This is a genomic window from Pseudomonas sp. GYB4201 (genome assembly GCF_056312595.1).
This window is the reverse complement of the sequence record NZ_JBWGIG010000062.1, coordinates 1-21,769: the sequence shown is the minus strand read 5'-3', so window position 1 is coordinate 21,769 and position 21,769 is coordinate 1. Positions and strand designations below refer to the sequence as shown.

The window sequence follows — 21,769 nt, the reverse complement described above, 5'->3', positions numbered from 1 at the left end:
AGCGCAAGGCCCGAAGGTCCCCTGCTTTCTCCCGTAGGACGTATGCGGTATTAGCGTTCCTTTCGAAACGTTGTCCCCCACTACCAGGCAGATTCCTAGGCATTACTCACCCGTCCGCCGCTGAATCAGAGAGCAAGCTCTCTTCATCCGCTCGACTTGCATGTGTTAGGCCTGCCGCCAGCGTTCAATCTGAGCCATGATCAAACTCTTCAGTTCAATACTGCAATTAGGTTTTGAGAAAACCTTATAAACTTGGCTCAGCAATCGTTGGTTACATCTTTGATTTCTCGCGGAGTAACTTATGATGCTGATAATCTTTTTGACTATCAGTCTGAGTCACAAGCACCCACACGAATTGCTTGATTCAATTGTTAAAGAGCGGTTGGTTGATTCTTTCGTCTCAACCGAGGCGCGCATTCTACGCTTTCCTCAGAGCCTGTCAAGCGTTTATTTTGAAGTTTTTCAGAGAATCTCTAACAACTCCAACCACTTGGCTCGCTTCGATCTCTCGTTAGCGGGAGGCGAATTCTACAGCAACTTGCGCTGCTGTCAACTGCCTTTTTCACCGCTTTCGACGTTAAGATCGAAACCTTCCAGAATCGCTTACTTCGGTTAACTCGTTGATACTCAAGGAGTTTTCCGTTTCGGTTGCGCCGGAAGTGGGGCGAATTATAGAGAGATTTGGGGGCGGGTCAAGGGTTAATTTCACATAAATGCCATATAGATCAAAAGCATTCCTGCCGGTGACCGCATCAGGGCCACCAGGTGCCTGTCTGGAGAGGTTCATGCCTCATGACAACGAGCGCCGCCCGCGCGGCGCGACCCGGCCTAACGGCCGGTGCTACATTTGTTGCAACGTGCCCCGCTATAGAGAGGCGTTGGCGGGGGATCAGCGGCGGCTGAGGCGCGGGATGCGGGAGGCCAGTGCGGGCACCCGTAGCGTTAGCAACAACGCCCCCACCACCGCATACACCGCCCACTCCTTCAGATCCGCGCGCACCACCCACAGGAAATGCAGCAGCCCCAAACCCAGCACTATATAAGCCAGCCGGTGCAGGACCTTCCAACGCCGGCCCAGGCGGCGCTGGCTGAAGCGGTTGGAGGTGACAGCCATCAGCAGCAGGCAAATGAACCCCAAGGCGCCGACGATGATGTACGGCCGCTTGCGCAGCTCCACGCCAAGTTGGCCCCAGTCCAGGCCCAGCACGAAGAACAGGTAGGCTGCCAGGTGCATTACCACGTAGGCGAAGCACCACAACCCCAGCTGCCGCCGCACGCTGATCCAGCCCGGCCACCCCGTCAGTTTCTGCAGCGGGGTCATGGCCAGGGTCACCATCAACAGCACCAGGGTACCCAACCCCAGGCGATCCACCAGCACCTTGCCCGGGTCCGGGCCCAGGGCAAAGATCCATGCCTGGTACACCCACCAGAACGGCCACACGCCAGCCAGCAGAAACACACTCAACCGCCACCACAGATAACGCATCAATAGTTCTTCCGCAGATCCATACCACTATAAAGAGAAGCCACCTCCTCCCCATAGCCATTGAACATCAGGGTATCGCGCACGTTCGGGCTGAACAGCCCGCTGGGCAGGCGACGCTCGCGCGCCTGGGTCCAGCGTGGGTGGTCGACCGTGGGGTTTACGTTGGCGAAGAAGCCGTACTCATCCGGCGCGATGTTCTGCCAGGTGGTTTGCGGCTGCTCTTCCACCAGGCTGATGCGCACGATGGACTTCACCCCCTTGAAGCCGTACTTCCACGGCACCACCAGGCGCAGCGGCGCGCCGTTCTGGTTGGGCAGTTGCTGGCCGTACATGCCGACCGCCAGCAGGGTCAGCGGGTTCATCGCCTCGTCCAGCCGCAGCCCTTCTATATAAGGCCACTGGATCAGGGCAAAGTCCGAGCGCATGCCGGGCATGACCTTGGGGTCTTGCAGGGTCTCGAATCGGATGTATTTAGCCTTGGAGGTGGGCTGCACTTGCTTGAGCAGGTCGGCCAGCGGGAAACCCAGCCAGGGAATGACCATGGACCAGGCCTCCACGCAGCGCATGCGGTAGATGCGCTCCTGCAGTTGGTACGGCTTGATGAAGTCTTCCAGGGCGTAGCGCCCCGGCTTGCCCACCTCGCCATCGACGACAATCGTCCACGGCTCGGTCTTCATGCCGCCGGCATTGGCCGCCGGGTCGCCCTTGTCGGCGCCGAACTCGTAGTAGTTGTTGTAGCTGCTGGCGTCCTTGAACGGCGTGATGGCCTCCCCCGCCACGGTCATGGCCTGCCACTGGGTGGCGGCGATCTTGTCCTTGAACCAGGCAGGTGCACCACCGGCATCGGCGCCGGCGTAACGCGAGGGCTCGGCAGCAGCGGCCAGGCGCGGCAAGCCCGCAGCCGCCAATGCAGCCATGGAACCGCCCAGCAGGGCGCGACGGGAGAAGTAGATCGAGGCAGGCGTGACCTCGGACTCTTGGCAGTCCGAGGCTTTGGGGAACTTGATCAGCATGGCGACTCCGTAACCTGGTCGTTAGCGACAGGCTACGGAGTATGCCGCGATCAGGCCGGCTTGTGCCGACTCTTGCGTAACAGATATTGAATCGGGCCGGACGCTGCGTAGCAGAGGAAGATCAGCAGCAGGATGCGCGGCGGGTCGCTGAACACCACGGCGAACACCAGCACCACGGCCAGGATGGCCACGAACGGCACGCGGCCCTTGAGGTCCAGTTCCTTGAAGCTGTTGTACTTGATGTTGCTGACCATCAGCATGCCTGCGGCCGCTACCAGCAGCGCCACCAGGAACGACAGCTTGGAGCCCTGGATGCCGTAGTCGCTGAACGCCCACACGGTACCGGCCACCACGCCGGCTGCAGCCGGGCTGGCCAGGCCGATGAAGTAGCGTTTGTCAGCCTTGCCGACCTGGGTGTTGAAGCGCGCCAGGCGCAGTGCGGCACCGGCCACATAGATGAAGGCGACCATCCAGCCGACCTTGCCCATGTCGCCCAGCGCCCAGCCGAAGGCCAGCAACGCCGGCGCCAGGCCGAAGGCAACCATGTCCGACAGCGAGTCGTACTCGGCGCCGAACGCGCTCTGGGTGTTGGTCATGCGTGCCACGCGGCCGTCCAGGCCATCGAGGACCATGGCGACGAAGATGGCAATGGCGGCAAAGGAGAAGTACTTCGCGGCATCGGCAGAATTGCCGGCGCTCAGTGCACTTTGCGCGCTGATGGAATTGATGATCGAGTAGAACCCGGCAAACAGGTTCGCCGTGGTAAACAGGTTGGGCAGCAGATAGATGCCGCGGTGCCGGACTTTACGCCCTTCTGCGTCATGCCCTTCTTCGACATGTTCATCGATCGGCAGCAGGCTTTCGGCGTCAGAGGCCGTGTGCGGCTCTTCGGGACGTTCGCTCATGGACAGTACCTTGCAACGGTGTGGAAAGTTTCGACAGACGTCTGCGACCAGGGTTCGACCGCAAACGTTGCAGCTTTATACCAGAACCTGACCACCATAACGAAAAAACGCGGCCGAAGCCGCGTTTTCATCGCCACGAACTTGTATCAGTTCTTGGTTTTGTCGACGATTTTGTTCGCCGAGATCCAAGGCATCATCGAGCGCAGTTGCTCGCCGATGACTTCGATGCCGTGGGCGGCGTTGTTGCGACGCTTGGCGGTCATCGAAGGATAGTTGGTAGCGCCTTCGCTGATGAACATCTTGGCGTATTCGCCGTCCTGGATGCGCTTCAGGGCGTTGCGCATGGCCTGGCGGGATTCGGCGTTGATGACTTCAGGGCCGGTCACGTACTCGCCGTATTCGGCGTTGTTGGAGATCGAGTAGTTCATGTTGGCGATACCGCCTTCGTACATGAGGTCAACGATCAGCTTCAGTTCGTGCAGGCACTCGAAGTAGGCCATTTCTGGCGCGTAGCCAGCTTCAACCAGGGTTTCGAAACCGGCTTTCACCAGCTCGACGGTACCACCGCACAGTACGGCTTGTTCGCCGAACAGGTCGGTTTCGGTCTCGTCCTTGAAGGTGGTTTCGATGATGCCGGTGCGGCCGCCGCCGACGCCCGAAGCGTACGACAGGGCGACGTTCTTGGCGTTGCCCGAAGCGTCCTGGTAGATAGCGATCAGGTCAGGGATACCGCCGCCCTTGACGAACTCGGAACGTACGGTGTGGCCCGGGGCCTTTGGCGCGATCATGATCACGTCCAGGTCAGCGCGTGGCACGACCTGGTTGTAGTGGATCGAGAAGCCGTGGGAGAAGGCCAGGGTAGCGCCTTGCTTGATGTTCGGCTCGATTTCGTTCTTGTACAGGGCGCCCTGGAATTCGTCCGGGGTCAGGATCATGACCAGGTCGGCAGCGGCGACGGCGGTAGCCACGTCGGCAACTTTCAGACCGTGGGCTTCAGCCTTGGCAACAGTGGCCGAGCCTTTGCGCAGACCGACAGTGACGTCAACACCGGAGTCTTTCAGGTTGCACGCTTGAGCGTGGCCCTGGGAGCCGTAACCGATGATGGCAACTTTCTTGCCCTGGATGATGGACAGGTCGCAGTCTTTGTCGTAGAAAACTTTCATGAAATTACCCCTGTTATCTTGGCCGGTGGCCATACGCTAATTTGGTTGAGGGTGGCGGGTTGTCCCGCCACCTTTACTGCCTTGTTCAGATGCTCAGCACTTTATCGCCACGTGCGATGCCGGTGACGCCGCTACGCACGGTCTCCAGGATCGAGGCGGTGCCGATGGCCTGGATGAAGCTGTCGAGCTTATCGCTGGTCCCGGCCAGTTGTACGGTGTAGACACTGCTGGTTACATCAACGATCTGCCCGCGGAAGATGTCCGTGGTGCGCTTGATCTCGGCGCGCTGGGCGCCGGTAGCCTTGACCTTGACCAGCATCAACTCACGTTCGATGTGCGCGCTTTCCGACAGGTCGACCAGCTTGACCACTTCGATCAGTTTGTTGAGGTTCTTGGTGATCTGCTCGATCACTTCATCGTGGCCGACAGTGGTCAACGTCAGGCGCGACAGGGTCGGGTCTTCGGTGGGCGCCACGGTCAGGCTTTCGATGTTGTAGTTGCGTTGCGAGAACAGCCCGACCACACGCGACAGCGCACCCGGTTCGTTTTCCAACAGCAGGGAAATAATGTGCCGCATGATTAGGTACGCTCCGTCTTGCTCAGCCACATATCGCGCATCGAACCGTCTTTGATCTGCATCGGGTAGACGTGCTCGGTGACGTCGACCTGGATGTCCAGGAACACCAGGCGGTCCTTCATGGCGAAGGCTTTTTCCATCATCGGCTTCAGATCTTTCAGATCGGTGATGCGCATGCCGACGTGGCCGTAGGCCTCGACCAGCTTGACGAAATCAGGCAGCGATTCCACGTACGAGTGCGAGTGACGGCCACCGTAGCTCATGTCCTGCCACTGGCGAACCATGCCCAGCACGCCGTTGTTCAGCAGGATGATCTTCACCGGCAGGTCGTACTGCAGGCAGGTGGACAGCTCCTGGATGTTCATCTGGATGCTGCCTTCACCGGTCACGCAGGCCACGTGCGCATCGGGGAAGCTCATCTGCACGCCCATGGCGGCAGGCAGGCCGAAGCCCATGGTGCCCAGGCCACCGGAGTTGATCCAGCGGTTGGGCTTGTTGAACTTGTAGTACTGCGCCGCGAACATCTGGTGCTGGCCCACGTCCGAGCTGACGTAGGCGTCGCCGCCGGTCACTTCGCACAGGGTCTCGATCACGGTCTGTGGCTTGATCAGGCTGCCGTCGCCCTTGTTGTAGGGGAACAGGCCTTTGTCGCCGCGCCACTCGTCAACCTGCTTCCACCAGCTGGCCACCGATTCCTTGTTCGGGGTTTCGCCGATTTCCTTCAGGGTGGCGACCATCTCGGTCAGCACGCTGTCCACTGGACCAACGATTGGCACGTCGGCCTTGATGGTCTTGGAGATGGACGCCGGGTCGATGTCGATGTGGATGATCTTGGCGTTCGGGCAGAACTTGCTCGCGCCGTTGATCACACGGTCATCGAAACGCGCGCCCACGGCCAGGATCACGTCGGCGTGGTGCATGGCCAGGTTGGCGGTGTAGCTGCCGTGCATGCCCAGCATGCCGACGAACTGACGGTCCATGCCCGGGTAGGCGCCAAGGCCCATCAGGGTGTTGGTCACCGGCAGGTTCAGCAGCTGCGCCAGCTCGGTCAGTTGCGCCGAGCCACCGCCCAGGATCACGCCACCGCCGGCGTACATCACCGGACGCTTGGCGGCCAGGAGCATTTCCACGGCCTTGCGGATCTGGCCGGAGTGGCCACGGACGGCCGGGCTGTAGGAACGCAGCTTGGCCTTTTTCGGGTAGACGTATTCGAACTTTTCCGCCGGGTTGGTCATGTCTTTCGGGATGTCGACAACGACAGGCCCCGGGCGACCGGACTGCGCCAGGTAGAAGGCTTTTTTCATGACTTCGGGGATTTCGGACGCGTGCTTGATCATGAAGCTGTGCTTCACGATAGGCCGGGAAATACCGATCATGTCGGTTTCCTGGAACGCGTCGGTACCCACCAGGGTGGAAGCAACCTGGCCGGACAGCACCACCATGGGGATCGAGTCCATGTAGGCAGTGGCGATACCGGTGATGGCATTGGTCGCGCCCGGGCCGGAGGTCACCAGTACCACGCCGGCCTTGCCGGTGGCACGGGCGTAGCCGTCAGCCATATGGGTCGCGGCCTGCTCGTGACGAACCAGGATGTGTTCCACTTCCGGTTCTTTGAACAGGGCATCGTATACATGCAGGAGAGCACCACCAGGGTACCCGTAGATGTGCTTAACGCCTTCGTCACGCAAAAAGCGGACGACCATCTCAGCGCCAGATAAAAGCTCCACGTTGTTCACCTCTAAAACGCCAGAATACCGCTCCATGGGAACGGGTCTTAATAGGTTTACTGCCAGCAGAGCATGAGCGACGGTGGTCGCCGACGTACGTCAGCACTGACTGAGCAAGTATTGGGACTTCCCCAAAGTGTTGCGGGGGTTTCCCACCCAGCGCGAGGTAACGCGTTGCGGGTGTTGCGGGTCGGCGCGGGTGTGCGCCTCATGATCTGCTGGGAAGGTCTGCTTCTGGCAGTCCCTCTACAGCGGACTTCCGATTGTTGTGATTCGCGAGGCGCAAGTCAAGCTATCTGTTGCAATTTAATGCGTGCCAATTTTTTCACCAGATGCAGAAAACATTTGCTCAGAAGCGTCTCAGGTAGTTTCATGATTGCGTTAATGGTCAAGGAATTAGCATGCGAGCGATCCTCATCCCTGCAATTGCGCTGCTGTTGGCAAGCCCGTTCGGCCACGCCGCGCAGATCTACAAATGGGTCGACAGCCAGGGCGTCACCCACTTCGACGCCCAGCCGCCCGCGGGCCAGAACAGCACCGAGGTGGACACCGCCAAGCCGGTGGTGGCGCCGCCGCCTGCCCCGGTAAAAGCGCCGGATGCCGCCCAGGGCAAGGCCGCCCAGCGCACCATCAACCAGCAGGTGCAGCAGCAGGTGGTGGACCAGGAAGAGCAGATAGCGAAGTTTTGCGACACCAGCCGCAACAATTTGGCGCAGCTGCAGAACAACCCGCGGGTGCGCCAGGAGATGGGCGGCGAGTTGCGCAAGCTGACGGAGGAAGAGCGCCAGGCGAAGATTGCGCTGACGCAGAAGCAGATCGAGGAAAACTCCCAATACCCCGTCGCCGCGGCCGCCGGCCGCGTCGCCGGCCCTGCCGCGGCCTGCGGCCGCTGCTACGGGTTTCAGCTGTGCTGGGTGATCAGTTCGTCGAACTGGTGCAGCAGCACGCGGATGCCGCGGCTTTTTTCGGCCTGGTCGGCGTAGACCATCTCGGCCATGGCCAGGATACCCGAGGCGTTGGGCAGCGGCAGGTCGTGCTCGAGGATCTGCTTCATGCGCGGCAGGAAGATCCACTGCAGCCACTGGGAAAAGTCCAGCGTATCGACGCTGAACGGCTCCTGGCTGGCCAGCTGCTCGGCGCTAGGTTCTGCCTCGCTCCACCAGCCCTGCACCCGCAGTTCGCGTTCGATCAGCAGCAGATGGTCGGCGATCTGCGGAAAACGTGCGTCCATCATCAACCTCCGGAAGCTTTCTGGCGGGCCTGGGCGGCGCCGGCGCTGTCACCCTGCTTCTCGCGAGCCTGGGCAATGGTGTTCCACAGGCTGGCCTGCAGGTCGGGGCGGCCGTTGGCGTAGGTCAGGGCACGGCGGGCCAGCTGCTCGGCCTGGGGCGCGTCACCCTGGGACAGGCGCACCTGGGCCAGGCGGTACAGCACCTGCGGCTCGCGCGGGGCAATGCGCTGGGCACGCTCCAGGCTCGACGAGGCGCCGTTGAGGTCGCCGCCGCCCTGTTGCTGCTGGGCGGTGGTCAGCAGCGCCAGCACCGGGCCATCAAGCTGCTCGTCAGCGGACAGGCCGCCACTGCTGCGGGTGTTGCTGGGGATACCGGTAGGCGCGTTACTGGTCGACGGCATGCTGTAGTTGCTGGTGACCGGCGCGCTGTTATACGGCTGCTGCGCCGCGGCTGGCGGCGGCGTGTAGGCGCCCGGGGTGATCGGCCCGGTGCTGATCGGCGCGCTTTGCGGCGCGGCGAAGGTCATGGGCGCGGAGCTGCCCTGGGGCATCACCACCACGCCGGAATCCTCCGACACCGCCTGCGGCGCCTGGCGCTGCACCGCGGCGTAGCCACGGTTGGCCGACACGCGCTCGCTATTGGACACGGCAGTGCCGGAGTCCACCACCGGAATCGACCCTTGGGGCACGCTGGCGCAACCGTTGAGCAGCGCCAGTGCCGTTACAGCAGGAAACCACCACTTGTTCACTTCGATTCCTCTTTGCCTGGCAACGTCAATTTAGTTCAACCAGCCCTTGACCCAATCCATCACGGAATCGGCCGGGGCCTGGCTGCCACAGGCAGGGCCTGCAGCGGGTTCGCTACCACGAATATACGGCATCTGCACCGCGCCCGGGCAGTTGGCGTCGGAGCCCTGGCCGGTGTGCGGGTCGATCCAGGCCTGTACCACGTTGTCCGGCATCGGCGTGTCCAGCGGCAGCGGGTCAGCCTTCTTCATGAAGCTGGTCCACACCTGCAGGGCGCCGGTGGCACCGGTGAACGGGGTCTTGCCGTTGTCGTCGCGGCCGATCCACACCACCGCCAGCACGTCCTGGCTGAAGCCGGCGAACCAGCTGTCACGCGAGTCGTTGCTGGTGCCGGTCTTGCCCGCCAGGTTCAGCGAACTTGGCAGCACGTTGTACACCGAACGGCCGGTACCTTCGCGCATCACGCGCTGCATGGCGTTCTGGATCAGGTAGATGGAGCCCGGGTCGAAGCGCTGCTGCACCTGGAACGGGTAACGCTTGAGCGGCTGGCCGTCAGACGTCAGCACGCTGCGAATGCCGCGCATGGGCGTGTTGAAGCCACCGTTGGCAATGGTCTGGTACATGGTGGCCACCTGGATCGGCGACATGCCACCGGCGCCCAGCAGCATCGACGGGTAGGTCGGCCAGTCCACGTCCACGCCCAGGCGCGAAATGGTCTTGAACACGTTGGGCACGCCCAGGTCCAGGCCCAGGCGCGCCGTGGACAGGTTCAACGAATGCGCCAGGCCCTGGTACAGGAAGATGGTGCCGTTGGAGTTGCCTTCGTAGTTCTTCGGCCGCCAGATCTGCCCGTCGGCGCCCTTGACCTCGAACGGCTCATCCTTCACCCAACTGGTGAGGGTGTACTGGCTGGGCTTCTCCAGGGCGGTCAGGTAGATGGACGGCTTGACCAGCGAGCCGATCGGCCGCACCGCGTCCAGCGCGCGGTTGAAACCGGCGAAACCTGGCGCGCGACTGCCCACCAGGGCCTGCACTTCGCCGCTCTCGGGGTTGGTAACGACCATGGCGGCTTCGACGTCATCCACGCCCTTGCGGTTGCCCAGGCGCTTGAAGGTGTCGGTCACCGAGGCCTCGGCCTTCTGCTGCAGGATCGGGTCGAAGCTGGTGAAGATGCGCAGGCCTTCCTCGGTCAAGTCTTCGTCGCGGTAGTCTTCACGCAACTGGCGCTTGACCAGGTCCAGGAAGCCGGGGAACGAGCTGTCCGCCAGGCTGCCCTGCTTGCTCACGCCCAGCGGCATCTTCTTCGCCGCGTCCACCTGCGCCTGGGTCGCCACGCCCTGCTGGGCCAGCAGGTCCAGCACCAGGTTGCGGCGCTCCAGGGCGCGGTCCGGGTAACGGCGCGGGTTGTAGTAGGACGGCCCCTTGACCATGCCCACCAGCAACGCCACCTGGTGCAGCTTGAGCTCCGACAGCGGCTGGCTGAAGAAGAACTGGCTGGCCAGGCCGAAGCCGTGCACCGCACGCTGGCCGTCCTGGCCGATGAACACCTCGTTGAGGTACGCCTCGAGGATCTCCTGCTTGCTGTAGTGGATCTCCAGCAGCACCGCCATCATCGCTTCGGTGAGCTTGCGGCTCAGGCTGCGCTCGTTGGTGAGGTAGAAGTTCTTCACCAGCTGCTGGGTCAGGGTACTGCCGCCCTGGCGCATCTGCCCGGCGGAGGTGTTGACCCAGATGGCGCGGGCGATGGACTTGGGCGACACACCGAAGTGGTGATAGAAGTCGCGGTCTTCCACGGTCACCAGGGTGTCGAGCAGGTACGGCGGCACCTGGTCGAGCTTGATCAGGATGCGGTCTTCGAGGTTCTTGGGGTACAGGCCGCCGATCAGCAGCGGTTCAAGGCGTACCACCGGCAGCTTGGGGTTGGTGCTGCTGCTCAGCTCGGCCACGTAGTCGCCGTTGAAGCGCACCTGCACCGGCTGGGCCTTCTCCAGGCCTTCATAGAACTGGAAGCCACGGGTGTTGAGGTTCACCGTGGTGCCCTTGACCACGGCGGTGCCCGGCCCGTCCAGCACGGTGGTGCGACGGTAGCCCAGGGCGTCGAGCTCGGTAAGGAAGTCGGCCTCGGCCAGTTTCTGCCCGACGAACAGCTCCAGCGGCCGGGCGTAGACCTTGGCCGGGATGGTCCAGCGCTTGCCGGAGAATTTCTCCTGCACGATGGCATCCAGGTAGACAGCAAAGCCTATCAGGATGACCAGGCCTACCAGGCCCAGCTTCAGGGTCCAGCCGAGCCAGGCCGGAAGGCCGCGCTTGACAGGTTTTTTAGGGGTGCGGGGGGATCGGGATCGAGTCATGGCGGCGGATTATACGCACTTTATCCCGGCTGGGCAGGCGTCCCCGGTGAACGACGACCAGCGTCCATGAAAGGTTTGCACAGCCCCCGGCACCGGCCATAATGCCCGCCTCGAATTCTTTGACAGTTGAAGGACCGCCCGTGAGCCAAGCCCTTATCGCCGCCCTGCAGAACCCGGCCCTTTACCCCCATCCGGTCGAGGCCTTCCAGGTCATCGAGACGCACATCTCCTGGGTGGTGCTGACCGGTCCCTACGTCTACAAGGTCAAGAAGCCGATGAACTTCGGTTTCCTCGACTTCTCCACCCTGGCCTCGCGCGAGCACTTCTGCCAGGAAGAGCTGCGCCTGAACCAGCGCCTGACCGACGGCCTGTACCTGCAGGTGCTGCCAATCACCGGCAGCGCCGAAGCCCCGGTGCTGGGCGGCGAAGGCCCGGCCATCGAGTACGCCCTGCAGATGCGCCAGTTCCCGCAAAGCGACCTACTCAGCACCCTGCAGGCCAACGGCGAGCTGACCACCGCGCACATCGACTCCATGGCCAGCCAGATCGCCGAATTCCACCAGGCCGCGCCGGTGGTGCCTGCCGCGCACGAGGCCGGCACCCCTGCCGCAGTGATGGCCCCGGTGGAGCAGAACTTCGAGCAGATCCGCCCGTTCCTGAAGGACGCCGCCGACCTGCAGCAACTGGACGCCCTGCAAGCCTGGGCCCAGGCCAGCTTCGCGCGCCTGCAGCCGCTGCTGCTGGAACGCAAGGCCGAAGGCTTCATCCGCGAATGCCACGGTGACATCCACCTGGGCAACGCCACCCTGATCGACGGCAAGGTGGTGATCTTCGACTGCATCGAGTTCAACGAACCGTTCCGCTTCACCGACGTCTACGCCGACATCGGCTTCCTGGCCATGGACCTGGAAGACCGTGGCCTGAAGTGCCTGGCCCGTCGCTTCATCAGCCAGTACCTGGAGCTGACCGGCGACTACCGTGGCCTGGAACTGCTGAACTTCTACAAGGCCTACCGCGCCCTGGTGCGCGCCAAGGTCGCGCTGTTCGGCCTAACCCCGGAATCGGACGCGGTGCAACGCGCCACCACCTTCAAGCAGTACCGCAAGTACGCCAACCTGGCGGAAAGCTACAGCGCCATCCCGTCGCGCTTCCTGGCCATCACCAGTGGCGTCTCCGCCGTGGGCAAGAGCCACGTGGCCATGCGCATGGTCGAAGCGCTGGGCGCCATCCGCCTGCGTTCGGACGTGGAGCGCAAGCGCCTGTTCGGCGAGCAGCAGGGCGACAACCAACTGCAGAGCGGCATCTATAGTGAAGACGCCAGCGTGGCCACCTACCAGCGCCTGCACGGCCTGGCCGACAGCATCCTGCGCGCCGGCTTCCCGGCCGTGATCGACGCCACCTACCTCAAGCAGGCCCAGCGCCAGCTGGCGGCCCAGGTCGCCGAGACCACCGGCGTGCCGTTCCTGATCCTCGACTGCAACGCCCCGATGCCGGTGATCGAAGCGTGGCTGGCCCAGCGCCAGGCCGAGCAGAACGACCCGTCGGACGCCACCCTGCAGGTGCTGCACGCCCAGCAGGCCAGCCGCGAGCCGCTGACCGCCGAGGAACTGGTGCTGAGCAAGCGCGTGGAAACCAACGAGGGCGACAGCCTGGACAAGCTGGTCGAGCAGATTCGCCAGCGTTTGCCGGGCCTGTAAACCCAGCGAAACGCACGCCCCCGTAGCAGCTGCCGAAGGCTGCGTCCCGCGGCGCATGGGACGCGGCCTGCGGCCGCTGCTACGGGGGCGTGTTGCCAGGCTTTATTTTCTCCAGCCGTGAAGCAGTCGACACTCACGGCGCAAGAATAGTGGCATTATAATGGCGTCAATAATTCCAACAGGAAGACGCCATGGGCCAGCCCAAGCAGCTCGACTCGCACCTCTATGCCCTCGTGCACCACGAAAACGTTCGTGGTTTCAATGAACAGCGCCCCGCCGACCGGGTGGACTTCCGTGGCGGCGACTTCCGCGGCCTCGACCTGCGCGAGCTCGACACCCACGACATCGACTTCACCGACGCCTACTTCCGCACCGCCGACCTGCGCGGCCTGGACCTGCGCGACACCTGCATGGAAGGCGCCAGCCTGGCCCACGCGCAAATCTCCGGGGCCTACTTCCCGGCGGAGCTGTCGGCCGACGAGATCCTGATGTCGGTGAATTTCGGCACTCGCCTGCGTTACCGCACCCGCTGACCGCCCATCCGGCGCAGGAAGCGCCCCTGCCCCTGCGCTTGCAAGCCGCTGATATCCGCGGAAAAGCGGCGCCTGAGCGCATTTCCAAAGTGCCGCTACACTCCCTTGGCAGAGCGGCCAGCAAATGCGCCTCGATCAAGTTCAGCCGTCGCAAGGAGGCTTGATGAACGATGAACTTCAACATCTGAAAAACCTGGGCAAGACCTCGGCGCAGTGGCTGCACGCCGTAGGCATCCACAGCGCCTCGGACCTGCGTCGCCTGGGGGCGGTGGACGCATACCGGGCGGTCAAGACCCGCGGCTTCCGCGCCTCGAAAGTGCTGCTGTACGCCATCGAGGGCGCACTGCTGGACGTGCACTGGAACGACCTCCCCGCCGAACGCAAAGAGGCTTTGAATCAGGAACTCGACGCGCTATCGTCTCGTCGCAAGAACTGACCGCGGCCGCGCGTCAGGCTCGCCAGTCAAGGAAAGCGCGCATGTATCTATTTGGAGAGCAGCCGGCATACGCCGATGCGTGGGTAAACCGCCTGCAAGGCATCGCCGCGCGGCTGCTGCTGGGGGTGGCCCCGCAAGGCCCGGCGCTGGAGCTGGAACCCGGAGCCGACCTGGCCCCCTTGATGGACGACAGCCAGTTGTACCTGATCGACAGCGGCCTGCTGCAAGCGCGCATCAACCAGCGCCCGCTGTTCTACCTGCAGGACGGTGACCTGCTGGGCCTGTACCAGAACCGCGACGACCTGGCCTATGAGTACAGCACCGAAGGCACCCTGCGCCTGGTGCCCTACCTGCGCAGCGAAGTGCTGGCGCACATCAACGCCACGCCCGAGACCCAGGAACTGCTGATCGAGTACCTGACCGGCCAGACCACCCTGCTGTGCGACGCCATCACCCGCCTCAAGCAACCCGAGTACCGCGCCAGCAATGGCTTCAAGCACGTGCCCGCCGGCGAGGTGCTGATTAACCAGGGCGACGAGGCCGACCACGTCTTCGTGATCATCGACGGCCACGCCGAGGCCTATGTGGACGGCCACAAGGTGGGCGACGTGCCCAAGGACGAGATCTTCGGCGCCATGGCCATCTTTACCCACGAGAAACGCAGCGCCACGGTGATCGCCGCCGTGCCCAGCACGCTGATGATCATTCCCAAGGACCAGTTCCTCAACCTCACCCAGACCAACCCGCGCATCGCCCACAGCCTGATCGAAAGCATGGCGCGGCGCATCGAGGCCTTGAACCGGCAGGTGACGCGGCTGATCGACAGCCCGTGAAAAATTGTTCGCAGGGCCTGTTGACTTCTAAATGAGAATTGTTATGATTATCACATCTGGTCGCGAGGCCAGTGATGATTTGAAAGACCTTGGTTCGGACTCTCAGATTATCTCCTCATCAGGCTAATCACGGTTATTTGACCCGGCTTTTTGCCGGGTCTTTTTTTGCCTGAAATTTGCGCCCCACCTCAACGCGCGATAATCAACGGATGCCCCCGCTCCGGGTGCTCCTGCACCAACACCTCCAACCCGAACACCGCCTTCAGCGCCCCAGGCTGCAACACCTGCCGTGGGGTGCCCAGCGCATGGGCCCGCCCCTGTTGCAGCAACAGAATGCGGTCGCAGTACCGCGCCGCCAGGTTCAGGTCATGGAGAATCACCAACACTGCCGCGCCGCGGTCGGCAAATGCGCGCACCGCCTGCAGGGTGGTGTGCTGGTGTAGCGGGTCGAGCGCCGAGGTGGGCTCATCCAACAGCAGCGTGGTGCCCGGCTCGCCCGGCCACAGCTGCGCCAGCACCCGCGCCAGGTGCACGCGCTGGCGCTCGCCGCCGGACAGCGCCAGATAGCTGCGCCCGCGCAAGTGCTCGGCATCGGCGGCGTGCAGGGCGGCGGCGATGATCTCGCTGTCGCGGGCCAGGCCGCTGTCGTGGGGCAGCCGGCCCATGCCCACCACCTCCTCCACGCGGAAGGCGAAGCCCAGGGTCGAGACTTGCGGCAGCACCGCCAGGCGCCGGGCCCGTTCGGGGCCATGCCAATCGGCCAGCAAGCGCCCGTCCAGCCATACGTCACCCTGGCTGGGTGCCAGTTCGCCGCACAGGGCGCCCAGCAAGGTGCTCTTGCCGGCGCCATTGGGGCCCAGCACGCCCAGCACCTCGCCGGGCTGCAGTTGCAGGCTGATGTCGTCGATCACCGCCTGCTGGCCGCGTCGAACTTGCAGGTTGGCCACACGTAACATCAGGGACGCCCCCGCACCAGCAGATAAAGGAAAAACGGCGCGCCGAGGAACGCCGTGACAATGCCGATGGGCAGCTCGGCCGGGGCCAGGGCCATGCGCGCGATCAGATCGGCGAACAGCAGCAGGCTGGCGCCCGCCAGCAGCGACGCCGGCAGCAGCACCCGATGATCAGGGCCGGCCACCTGGCGCACCAGATGCGGCACCACCAGGCCGATGAAGCCGATCAGCCCTGCCGCCGCCACGGCCGCGCCCACGCCCAGCGCGGTGCAGAACACCAGTTCACGCTTGAGGCGTTCCACCTCGATGCCCAGGTGCCGCGCCTCGGACTCGCCCAGCAGCAACGCGTTCAGCGCCCGTGCCCGGCGTGGCAGCCACAACGACACGCCGGCGGCGATCACCACCAGCGGCCACAACCGCTGGTAGCTGGCGCCATTGAGGCTGCCCAGGTTCCAGAACGTCAGGGTGCGCAGGGTGCTGTCATCGGCCAGGTAGGTGAACAGCCCCACTGCCGAGCTGGCCAGCGCCGTCAGCGCCACGCCCGCCAGCAGCATCACCGCCACGCTGGTCTGGCCGTCCTTGCGCCCCAGGCGGTACACCAGCGCGGTCACACCCAGGCCGCCAAGGAAGGCGCAGATCGACAGCAGGTAGGGCTCCAGCATGGGCGGCAGGCCGCCGAACCAGCTGCCGCCGACAATGGCGATGGCTGCGCCCAGCGCGGCGCCGCTGGAGACGCCCACCAGGCCCGGGTCGGCCAGCGGGTTGCGAAACAGCCCCTGCATGGCCACGCCCGACAGCGCCAGCACCGCACCCACGGCCAGGCCCAGCAGGGTGCGCGGCAGGCGGATCTGGCCGACGATCATCTCGGCCTGCTCCAGGCCCTGGCCGTTCACCGGCAACCCGGCCAGGCGCAGGCCGGCCTTCAACGTGTCGAGCAGCGGCAGGCTCACCGGGCCCAGGGCCAGGGACAGCCAGCACGCCAGCAGGCACAACAGCCCCAGGGTGACGAACAGCGTGCGCGGCGCCAGCAATGGTCTCATCGGGCAGGCTTGGCGTCAGGGAAGAACGCCTGCGACAAGCCGTTCAGGCTCGCCGGCAGGCGCGGCCCCAGGCCGCCCACCAGCAGGGTCGGGTCCAGCACCACGATGCGCTTGTCCTTCACCGCGCGGGTGTTGGCCAGCGCCGGGTTGTCCTTGAGCATGGCGGCGATGGCGGCGTCACCGCTCAGGCTGCGGTCGGCGAACACGATCACCTGCGGGTCGAGTGCGGCCAGCACTTCGGTGGAGAAATTCTTGTAGCCCGGCTGCGTGGCCAGGTTGCGCCCACCGGCCTGGCTGATCAGCCAGTCAGCCACGGTGCCAGGGCCACCCACCAGCGGCTTGGCGCCCATGTGGCCCAGCAGCAGAATCACCCCGGGCGCAGGCTGGCCGGCTTCGGCGGCTTTCACCCAGGCCTGGTGGTCCTGCAGCTGCTGGCGGTAGTCGTCGAACAGCTTGCCGGCGTGGGCCTCGTCGCCCAGCAGCCGGCCCAGGTGCAGCAGGTTGGCCTGCAGGGTCGGCAGCTCAGGCTTGCTGTCGAACATCTCCACGCTCAGGCCGGCCTGGCGAATCTGTTGCAGCACCGGCGGCGGCCCCATTTCCTCGGTGCCGATGAGGATGTCCGGGCGCGGGGTCAGGCTGAGAATGCCCTCGGCCGACAGCGCGCGCTGGTAGCCGATGCTTTTCAACGCCTTGACGCTCTCGGGGTGTTGGCTGGTGGTGTCCACCCCGACCAGCTTGCTCTCGCCGCCCATGGCCACCACCCACTCGGTCAGCGCGCCACCGGCGCTGACCCAGTGCTGCGGCAGCGCTTCGGCGGCCATGGCCCAGGGGTGACACAGCATGGCGGCGGTAAAGCCAACGACCTTGGCGCTCAGGCGCATCGGGTGTTCCTCTATTCAATGATGGGCAGTGGTTGCAGCGCCCGGCGTTTTCTCGTTGAATGCCCGCCCAAACGGCAACCTATCAATTCATTTGATAATTATTTGCATTTAGGCGTCAAGTCGCCCCTTGTATCATCAAGTAAAACAAAAGAGGTCAGCATGCAGTGGCTGTGTGAAAGCACCGCTTTGAGCGAAGCACAAAGTCGTGGTTTCGAGTGTGAAGGCATCAAGCTTTTCATCGTGCGCCGCGAAGGCCGGGTGTACGCCTACCGCAACCGCTGCCCGCACCGGGGCACCGCGCTGCAGTGGGAAACCGACGTGTTCCTGGACGACAGCGCCACCATGATCCGCTGCGCCAGCCATGGCGCGTTGTTCCTGATGGATTCGGGCGAGTGCGTGGCGGGCCCGTGCGAGGGCAAGGAGTTGGAGAACTTCGATTGCCGCGAAGACGACAAAGGCATCTGGGTAGACCTCTGACTCCGGCCCCGCGACGATCTGCGTAGCCGCTGCCGCAGGCTGCGCTGGCCCTCCCCTCCACTGTAAATCTCCAGTGTAATCTGGGGCCAGCGCAGCCTTCGGCAGCGGCTACGAGTCGGCGGCGCGGGTCAAATGTGGACGCTCAAGCGGCGGTTCACATACACACGCTCGCTATCCAGGTGCACCCCATACGCCAGCACCTCCACGCCATCCGCCACTGCAGCCTTCAACGCCTCGGCATAGCCGGCGTCAATCTCGCCAGCCGGGCGCACGGCGTCGATGCCGGTCAGGTTCACGCAATACAACTGCACAGCGCGCACGCCGTTGCGCGCCAGCGTCGCCAGCTCGCGCAGGTGCTTGGCGCCGCGCTGGGTCACGGCGTCCGGGAAGGCCGCCACCGTGGTGCCGTCGTGGCCCAGGGTCACGCTTTTTACTTCCACGTAGGCCGGGCCTTGCGGGTACTGCAGGCAGAAATCCACGCGGCTGCCCTCCTCGCCGTAGGCCACTTCGCGTTTCAGCGCAGTAAACCCGTTCAGCTCGGTGATCACCCCGGCCAGCAACGCCTCTTCCACCAGCCGGTTGGCACGCGCGGTGTTCACGCAGGCCAGGCGGCCCTGGGGCGTCTCGCTGATTTCCCAGGTGCCCGGCAGCTTGCGCTTGGGGTCGTTGGAGCGGCTGAACCACACCTGCCCGCCCTCGACCATGCAGTTGAACATCGAGCCGGTGTTGGGGCAGTGAATGGTCAGCTCTTCGCCGTCCAGGGTGCGGATGTCGGCAAGGAAACGCTTGTAGCGGCGCAGCAGGCGACCTTCTTCCAGGGGAGGATTGAATTCCATCAGCCTTGCCAGCTCCGCAGGCCACGCGCGATGCGCTCCACGGCCTGCTGCAGGCGCGGCAGGCTCTGGGTGTAGGCGAAGCGCACGTGGTGGCTGGCCTGGTGACGGCCGAAGTCCAGCCCGGGGGTGAACGCCACGTGCTCGGTTTCAAGGAAATGCTGGCAGAACGCGAAGGCATCACCGCCGAACCGGCTGATATCGGCGTACAGGTAGAACGCCCCTTCCGGCTCCACGGCAATGCCGAAGCCCAGTTCGCGCAGGGCCGGCAGCAGGAAGTCGCGGCGGCGGCCGAATTCGGCCCGGCGCTCTTCCAGAATGGCCAGGGTCTGCGGCTGGAAGCAGGCCAGCGCGGCGTGCTGGGCCATGCTGGGGGCGCTGATGTAGAGGTTCTGCGCCAGCTTCTCCAGTTCCGGCACCGCTTCAGGCGGCGCCACCAGCCAACCCAGGCGCCAGCCGGTCATGCCGAAATATTTGGAAAAACTATTAAGGACAAAGGCGTCGTCGTCCACTTCCAGCACGCTGGCGGCGTCGGTGCCGTAGGTGAGGCCGTGGTAGATCTCGTCCACCACCAGGTGGCCGTTGCGCGCCTTGATGGCCTGGGCCAGCTGCGCCAGCTCGTCGCGGCTCAGCAGCGTGCCGGTAGGGTTGGCGGGCGACGCCACCAGGGCGCCGACGCTGTCCTTGTCCCAGTGGCGCGCCACCAGGTCGGCGGTGAGCTGGTAGCGCACCTCGGGGCCCACCGGCACCAGCTGCGCCGCGCCTTCCACCAGGCGCAGGAAATGCCGGTTGCACGGGTAGCCAGGGTCGGCCAGCAGCCAATGCTTGCCCGGGTCCACCAGCAGGCTGCTGGCCAGCAGCAGCGCGCCGGAGCCGCCGGGGGTGATGAGGATGCGCTGCGGGTCGATGTTCACGCCATAGCGCTGGTCGTAGAAGCCGGCGATGGCCTCGCGCAGCGCCGGCAGGCCACGGGCCGCGGTGTAGCGGGTCTGGCCGTTGGCCAAGGCCGCCTGGCCGGCCTGGATGATCGGTTCGGCAGTGGTGAAGTCCGGTTCGCCGATTTCCAGGTGGATGACGTCATGGCCGGCGGCCTGCAGTTCGTTGGCCCGCGCCAGCAGCGCCATCACGTGAAAGGGTTCTATGGCGCGGCTGCGCGCACTGTAGGGCTGGGCCATTGACCTTCCTTAAAAGGGTGTAAAATAACGATTCTACCGGACACGGCAGCCGAACGCGTCGCGAAACGGCCGGTCCATATGCTTTGACGCCATCTGCGACAGGCTCGACAACCGGGAGTGGCGCCGTCTGGATTGATCTGCTAAGTTCGCCGGCTTGCAGTCGCAGGGCCGGCGGGTGTCGGAGATGGAGCATCCTGCGCAATGGATTAGAAGAGCGAGAGGCGGTCAACCAATGTCCACCAATGAAAAGCAAGCATCTACCCAAACACTGGAATCGGGCTTTGAGCCTTACGTAGTAGCTCCCGGTGAGGAGTACATGGGCAAGCCCATGCGCGCGCACTTCACCAGCATCCTGCAAAAATGGAAGATGGAGCTGATGGTCGGCGTCGACAAGACCGTGGACCACATGAAGGACGAAGCAGCCAACTTCCCCGACCCTGCTGACCGTGCCAGCCAGGAAGAGGAATTCGCCCTCGAGCTGCGTGCCCGCGACCGCGAGCGCAAGCTGATCAAGAAAATCGACAAGACCCTGCAGCTGATCACCGACGAAGAATACGGCTGGTGCGAATCCTGCGGCGTCGAGATTGGCGTCCGCCGCCTGGAAGCCCGCCCTACCGCCGACCTGTGCGTCGACTGCAAGACCCTGGCAGAGATCAAGGAAAAACAGGTCGGCAAATGACCTGTTGAAGCCGGGGCGCGCCACGCGCCCCGGACCTGCCCCGCCCCTTCTCCGAAATTTCCAGTACCCTGTTCCCCATGAACACGCCTGCCTACATTGGCCGCTTCGCGCCAACGCCCAGTGGTTTCCTGCATTTCGGCTCGCTGGTGGCCGCCCTTGCTTCCTACCTTGACGCCCGTGCCGTGGGTGGCCGCTGGCTGCTGCGCATGGAAGACCTGGACCCGCCACGGGAGATGCCCGGCGCCCAGGCTGCCATCCTCAAGGCCCTGGAGAACTACGGTTTCGAATGGGATGGCGAGGTGGTGTACCAGAGCCTGCGCCATGACGCCTATGCACAGGTCATCGACCGCCTGTTCCAGCAGGGCCTGGCGTATGCCTGCACCTGCTCGCGCAAGCAGCTGGAGCCCTACCACGGCATTTACCCCGGGCTGTGCCGCAACCTGGGCCACGGCCAGGAAGATGCCGCCATCCGCATCCGCGTGCCGGAGCTCAACTACGCCTTCGTCGACCGCGTGCAGGGCCGCTTCGAGCAGCACCTGGGGCGCGACAGCGGCGACTTCGTGATTCGCCGCCGCGATGGCCTGTACGCCTACCAACTGGCCGTGGTGCTGGACGACGCCTGGCAGGGGGTGACGCACATCGTGCGCGGCGCCGACCTCCTGGACTCCACCCCGCGCCACCTGTACCTGCAGGAACTGCTGGGGCTGCCCCAGCCCAAGTACCTGCACGTGCCACTGATTACCCAGCCCGATGGCCACAAGCTGGGCAAGAGCTACCGCTCGCCGCCGCTGGAAGCCGACCAGGCCGCGCCGCTGCTGGTGCGCGCGCTGCGGGCGCTGGGGCAGCCGGTGCCGCTGGAGCTGCGTGGTGCCATGCCTGGCGAGGTGCTGGCGTGGGGCATCGCCCACTGGAACGCCGAGCTTATCCCGCGCGCCTTGAGCCTGCCCGAGGCGCAGTTGCCGGCCTGAGGCGCCAGAACCCCCGTAGCAGCTGCCGAAGGCTGCGTCCGGCGGCAACGCGGTTTCGTCGTTG

The 21,769-nt window shown here is 64.3% G+C and carries 21 protein-coding genes, 1 rRNA gene and 1 pseudogene; 8 read left to right on the top strand and 15 right to left on the bottom strand.

Annotation, left to right across the window (positions count from 1 at the left end):
- From AC0Z2B_RS31335 to AC0Z2B_RS31305, 7 genes are all read right to left on the bottom strand, one after another.
- Positions 1 to 216: ribosomal RNA gene (locus AC0Z2B_RS31335) — 16S ribosomal RNA — on the bottom strand; the annotation flags it as partial.
- 673 nt (positions 217 to 889) lie between these two features.
- Positions 890 to 1,486 (bottom strand): protein-methionine-sulfoxide reductase heme-binding subunit MsrQ, encoded by a 597-nt coding sequence (gene msrQ, locus AC0Z2B_RS31330; protein WP_476301924.1) that lies wholly within the window; start codon positions 1,484 to 1,486, stop codon positions 890 to 892.
- Positions 1,486 to 2,499 (bottom strand): protein-methionine-sulfoxide reductase catalytic subunit MsrP, encoded by a 1,014-nt coding sequence (gene msrP, locus AC0Z2B_RS31325; RefSeq protein ID WP_476301922.1) that lies wholly within the window; start codon positions 2,497 to 2,499, stop codon positions 1,486 to 1,488. The genes msrQ and msrP overlap by 1 nt, the downstream gene beginning before the upstream one ends.
- Before the next feature lie 50 nt (positions 2,500 to 2,549).
- Entirely contained in the window at positions 2,550 to 3,404 is an 855-nt protein-coding gene (gene pssA, locus AC0Z2B_RS31320; RefSeq protein ID WP_416422440.1) for a CDP-diacylglycerol--serine O-phosphatidyltransferase, read from the bottom strand.
- A gap of 146 nt (positions 3,405 to 3,550) precedes the next feature.
- The gene (ilvC, locus tag AC0Z2B_RS31315; RefSeq protein ID WP_416422439.1) at positions 3,551 to 4,567 is read right to left on the bottom strand and encodes a ketol-acid reductoisomerase; all 1,017 of its coding nucleotides are present in this window, start codon (positions 4,565 to 4,567) and stop codon (positions 3,551 to 3,553) included.
- An 85-nt stretch (positions 4,568 to 4,652) separates the two neighbouring features.
- A complete protein-coding gene (ilvN, locus tag AC0Z2B_RS31310) occupies positions 4,653 to 5,144 on the bottom strand; it encodes an acetolactate synthase small subunit (RefSeq protein ID WP_416422438.1) in 492 nt (163 codons plus the stop codon).
- A gap of 2 nt (positions 5,145 to 5,146) precedes the next feature.
- On the bottom strand, positions 5,147 to 6,871 hold the full coding sequence (locus tag AC0Z2B_RS31305; protein ID WP_473005352.1) for an acetolactate synthase 3 large subunit: 1,725 nt from the start codon (positions 6,869 to 6,871) through the stop codon (positions 5,147 to 5,149).
- Positions 6,872 to 7,272: 401 nt separating this feature from the next.
- Here AC0Z2B_RS31305 and AC0Z2B_RS31300 point away from each other — a divergent pair.
- Positions 7,273 to 7,704, top strand: a pseudogene (locus AC0Z2B_RS31300) (DUF4124 domain-containing protein); the annotation flags it as partial.
- Positions 7,705 to 7,772: 68 nt separating this feature from the next.
- Here the strand turns inward: AC0Z2B_RS31300 and AC0Z2B_RS31295 are convergent.
- Genes AC0Z2B_RS31295 through mrcB form a run of 3 tightly spaced genes read right to left on the bottom strand, consistent with a single transcriptional unit; the run spans position 7,773 to position 11,200 of the window.
- Complete coding sequence (locus AC0Z2B_RS31295) at positions 7,773 to 8,102, bottom strand: YqcC family protein (RefSeq protein ID WP_416422435.1); 330 nt, start codon at positions 8,100 to 8,102, stop codon at positions 7,773 to 7,775.
- A gap of 2 nt (positions 8,103 to 8,104) precedes the next feature.
- Positions 8,105 to 8,851, bottom strand: coding sequence for a tetratricopeptide repeat protein (locus AC0Z2B_RS31290; protein WP_416422434.1), 747 nt, complete (start codon positions 8,849 to 8,851; stop codon positions 8,105 to 8,107).
- A gap of 30 nt (positions 8,852 to 8,881) precedes the next feature.
- Entirely contained in the window at positions 8,882 to 11,200 is a 2,319-nt protein-coding gene (mrcB, locus tag AC0Z2B_RS31285) for a penicillin-binding protein 1B (protein ID WP_416422433.1), read from the bottom strand.
- 140 nt (positions 11,201 to 11,340) lie between these two features.
- Between mrcB and AC0Z2B_RS31280 the strand changes: the two genes are divergently transcribed.
- The 4 genes from AC0Z2B_RS31280 to AC0Z2B_RS31265 all read left to right on the top strand — a co-directional run bounded on the left by AC0Z2B_RS31280 (position 11,341) and on the right by AC0Z2B_RS31265 (position 14,699).
- A complete protein-coding gene (locus AC0Z2B_RS31280; RefSeq protein WP_476301920.1) occupies positions 11,341 to 12,897 on the top strand; it encodes a bifunctional aminoglycoside phosphotransferase/ATP-binding protein in 1,557 nt (518 codons plus the stop codon).
- Positions 12,898 to 13,088: 191 nt separating this feature from the next.
- Positions 13,089 to 13,430 (top strand): pentapeptide repeat-containing protein, encoded by a 342-nt coding sequence (locus AC0Z2B_RS31275; RefSeq protein WP_416422431.1) that lies wholly within the window; start codon positions 13,089 to 13,091, stop codon positions 13,428 to 13,430.
- A gap of 163 nt (positions 13,431 to 13,593) precedes the next feature.
- Positions 13,594 to 13,866, top strand: coding sequence for a TfoX/Sxy family protein (locus AC0Z2B_RS31270; protein WP_416422430.1), 273 nt, complete (start codon positions 13,594 to 13,596; stop codon positions 13,864 to 13,866).
- Between the two features lie 41 nt (positions 13,867 to 13,907).
- A complete protein-coding gene (locus tag AC0Z2B_RS31265) occupies positions 13,908 to 14,699 on the top strand; it encodes a Crp/Fnr family transcriptional regulator (protein WP_416422429.1) in 792 nt (263 codons plus the stop codon).
- 188 nt (positions 14,700 to 14,887) lie between these two features.
- Here the strand turns inward: AC0Z2B_RS31265 and AC0Z2B_RS31260 are convergent, their stop codons facing one another.
- From AC0Z2B_RS31260 to AC0Z2B_RS31250, 3 genes are read right to left on the bottom strand one after another with little or no spacing between them, the layout of a single operon-like run.
- Positions 14,888 to 15,655, bottom strand: a complete 768-nt coding sequence (locus AC0Z2B_RS31260) for a heme ABC transporter ATP-binding protein (RefSeq protein WP_476301918.1) — start codon at positions 15,653 to 15,655, stop codon at positions 14,888 to 14,890.
- Positions 15,655 to 16,638 (bottom strand): FecCD family ABC transporter permease, encoded by a 984-nt coding sequence (locus AC0Z2B_RS31255; protein ID WP_476301926.1) that lies wholly within the window; start codon positions 16,636 to 16,638, stop codon positions 15,655 to 15,657. The genes AC0Z2B_RS31260 and AC0Z2B_RS31255 overlap by 1 nt, the downstream gene beginning before the upstream one ends.
- Before the next feature lie 50 nt (positions 16,639 to 16,688).
- Positions 16,689 to 17,573, bottom strand: a complete 885-nt coding sequence (locus AC0Z2B_RS31250) for a heme/hemin ABC transporter substrate-binding protein (RefSeq protein ID WP_476301916.1) — start codon at positions 17,571 to 17,573, stop codon at positions 16,689 to 16,691.
- Between the two features lie 159 nt (positions 17,574 to 17,732).
- Here AC0Z2B_RS31250 and AC0Z2B_RS31245 point away from each other — a divergent pair, with 159 nt between their 5' ends.
- Entirely contained in the window at positions 17,733 to 18,050 is a 318-nt protein-coding gene (locus tag AC0Z2B_RS31245) for a Rieske 2Fe-2S domain-containing protein (RefSeq protein ID WP_473005348.1), read from the top strand.
- A gap of 128 nt (positions 18,051 to 18,178) precedes the next feature.
- Here AC0Z2B_RS31245 and sfsA read toward each other — a convergent pair whose 3' ends face one another.
- Positions 18,179 to 18,886, bottom strand: coding sequence for a DNA/RNA nuclease SfsA (gene sfsA / locus AC0Z2B_RS31240; protein ID WP_476301914.1), 708 nt, complete (start codon positions 18,884 to 18,886; stop codon positions 18,179 to 18,181).
- Positions 18,886 to 20,058 (bottom strand): pyridoxal phosphate-dependent aminotransferase, encoded by a 1,173-nt coding sequence (locus AC0Z2B_RS31235; protein WP_416422424.1) that lies wholly within the window; start codon positions 20,056 to 20,058, stop codon positions 18,886 to 18,888. The genes sfsA and AC0Z2B_RS31235 overlap by 1 nt, the downstream gene beginning before the upstream one ends.
- A gap of 232 nt (positions 20,059 to 20,290) precedes the next feature.
- On the opposite strand from AC0Z2B_RS31235, the gene dksA reads away from it, so the two are divergent.
- The gene (dksA, locus tag AC0Z2B_RS31230) at positions 20,291 to 20,737 is read left to right on the top strand and encodes an RNA polymerase-binding protein DksA (RefSeq protein WP_416422423.1); all 447 of its coding nucleotides are present in this window, start codon (positions 20,291 to 20,293) and stop codon (positions 20,735 to 20,737) included.
- Positions 20,738 to 20,814: 77 nt separating this feature from the next.
- On the top strand, positions 20,815 to 21,705 hold the full coding sequence (gene gluQRS, locus AC0Z2B_RS31225) for a tRNA glutamyl-Q(34) synthetase GluQRS (protein WP_476301912.1): 891 nt from the start codon (positions 20,815 to 20,817) through the stop codon (positions 21,703 to 21,705).
- The last annotated feature ends 64 nt before the right edge of the window (positions 21,706 to 21,769 follow it).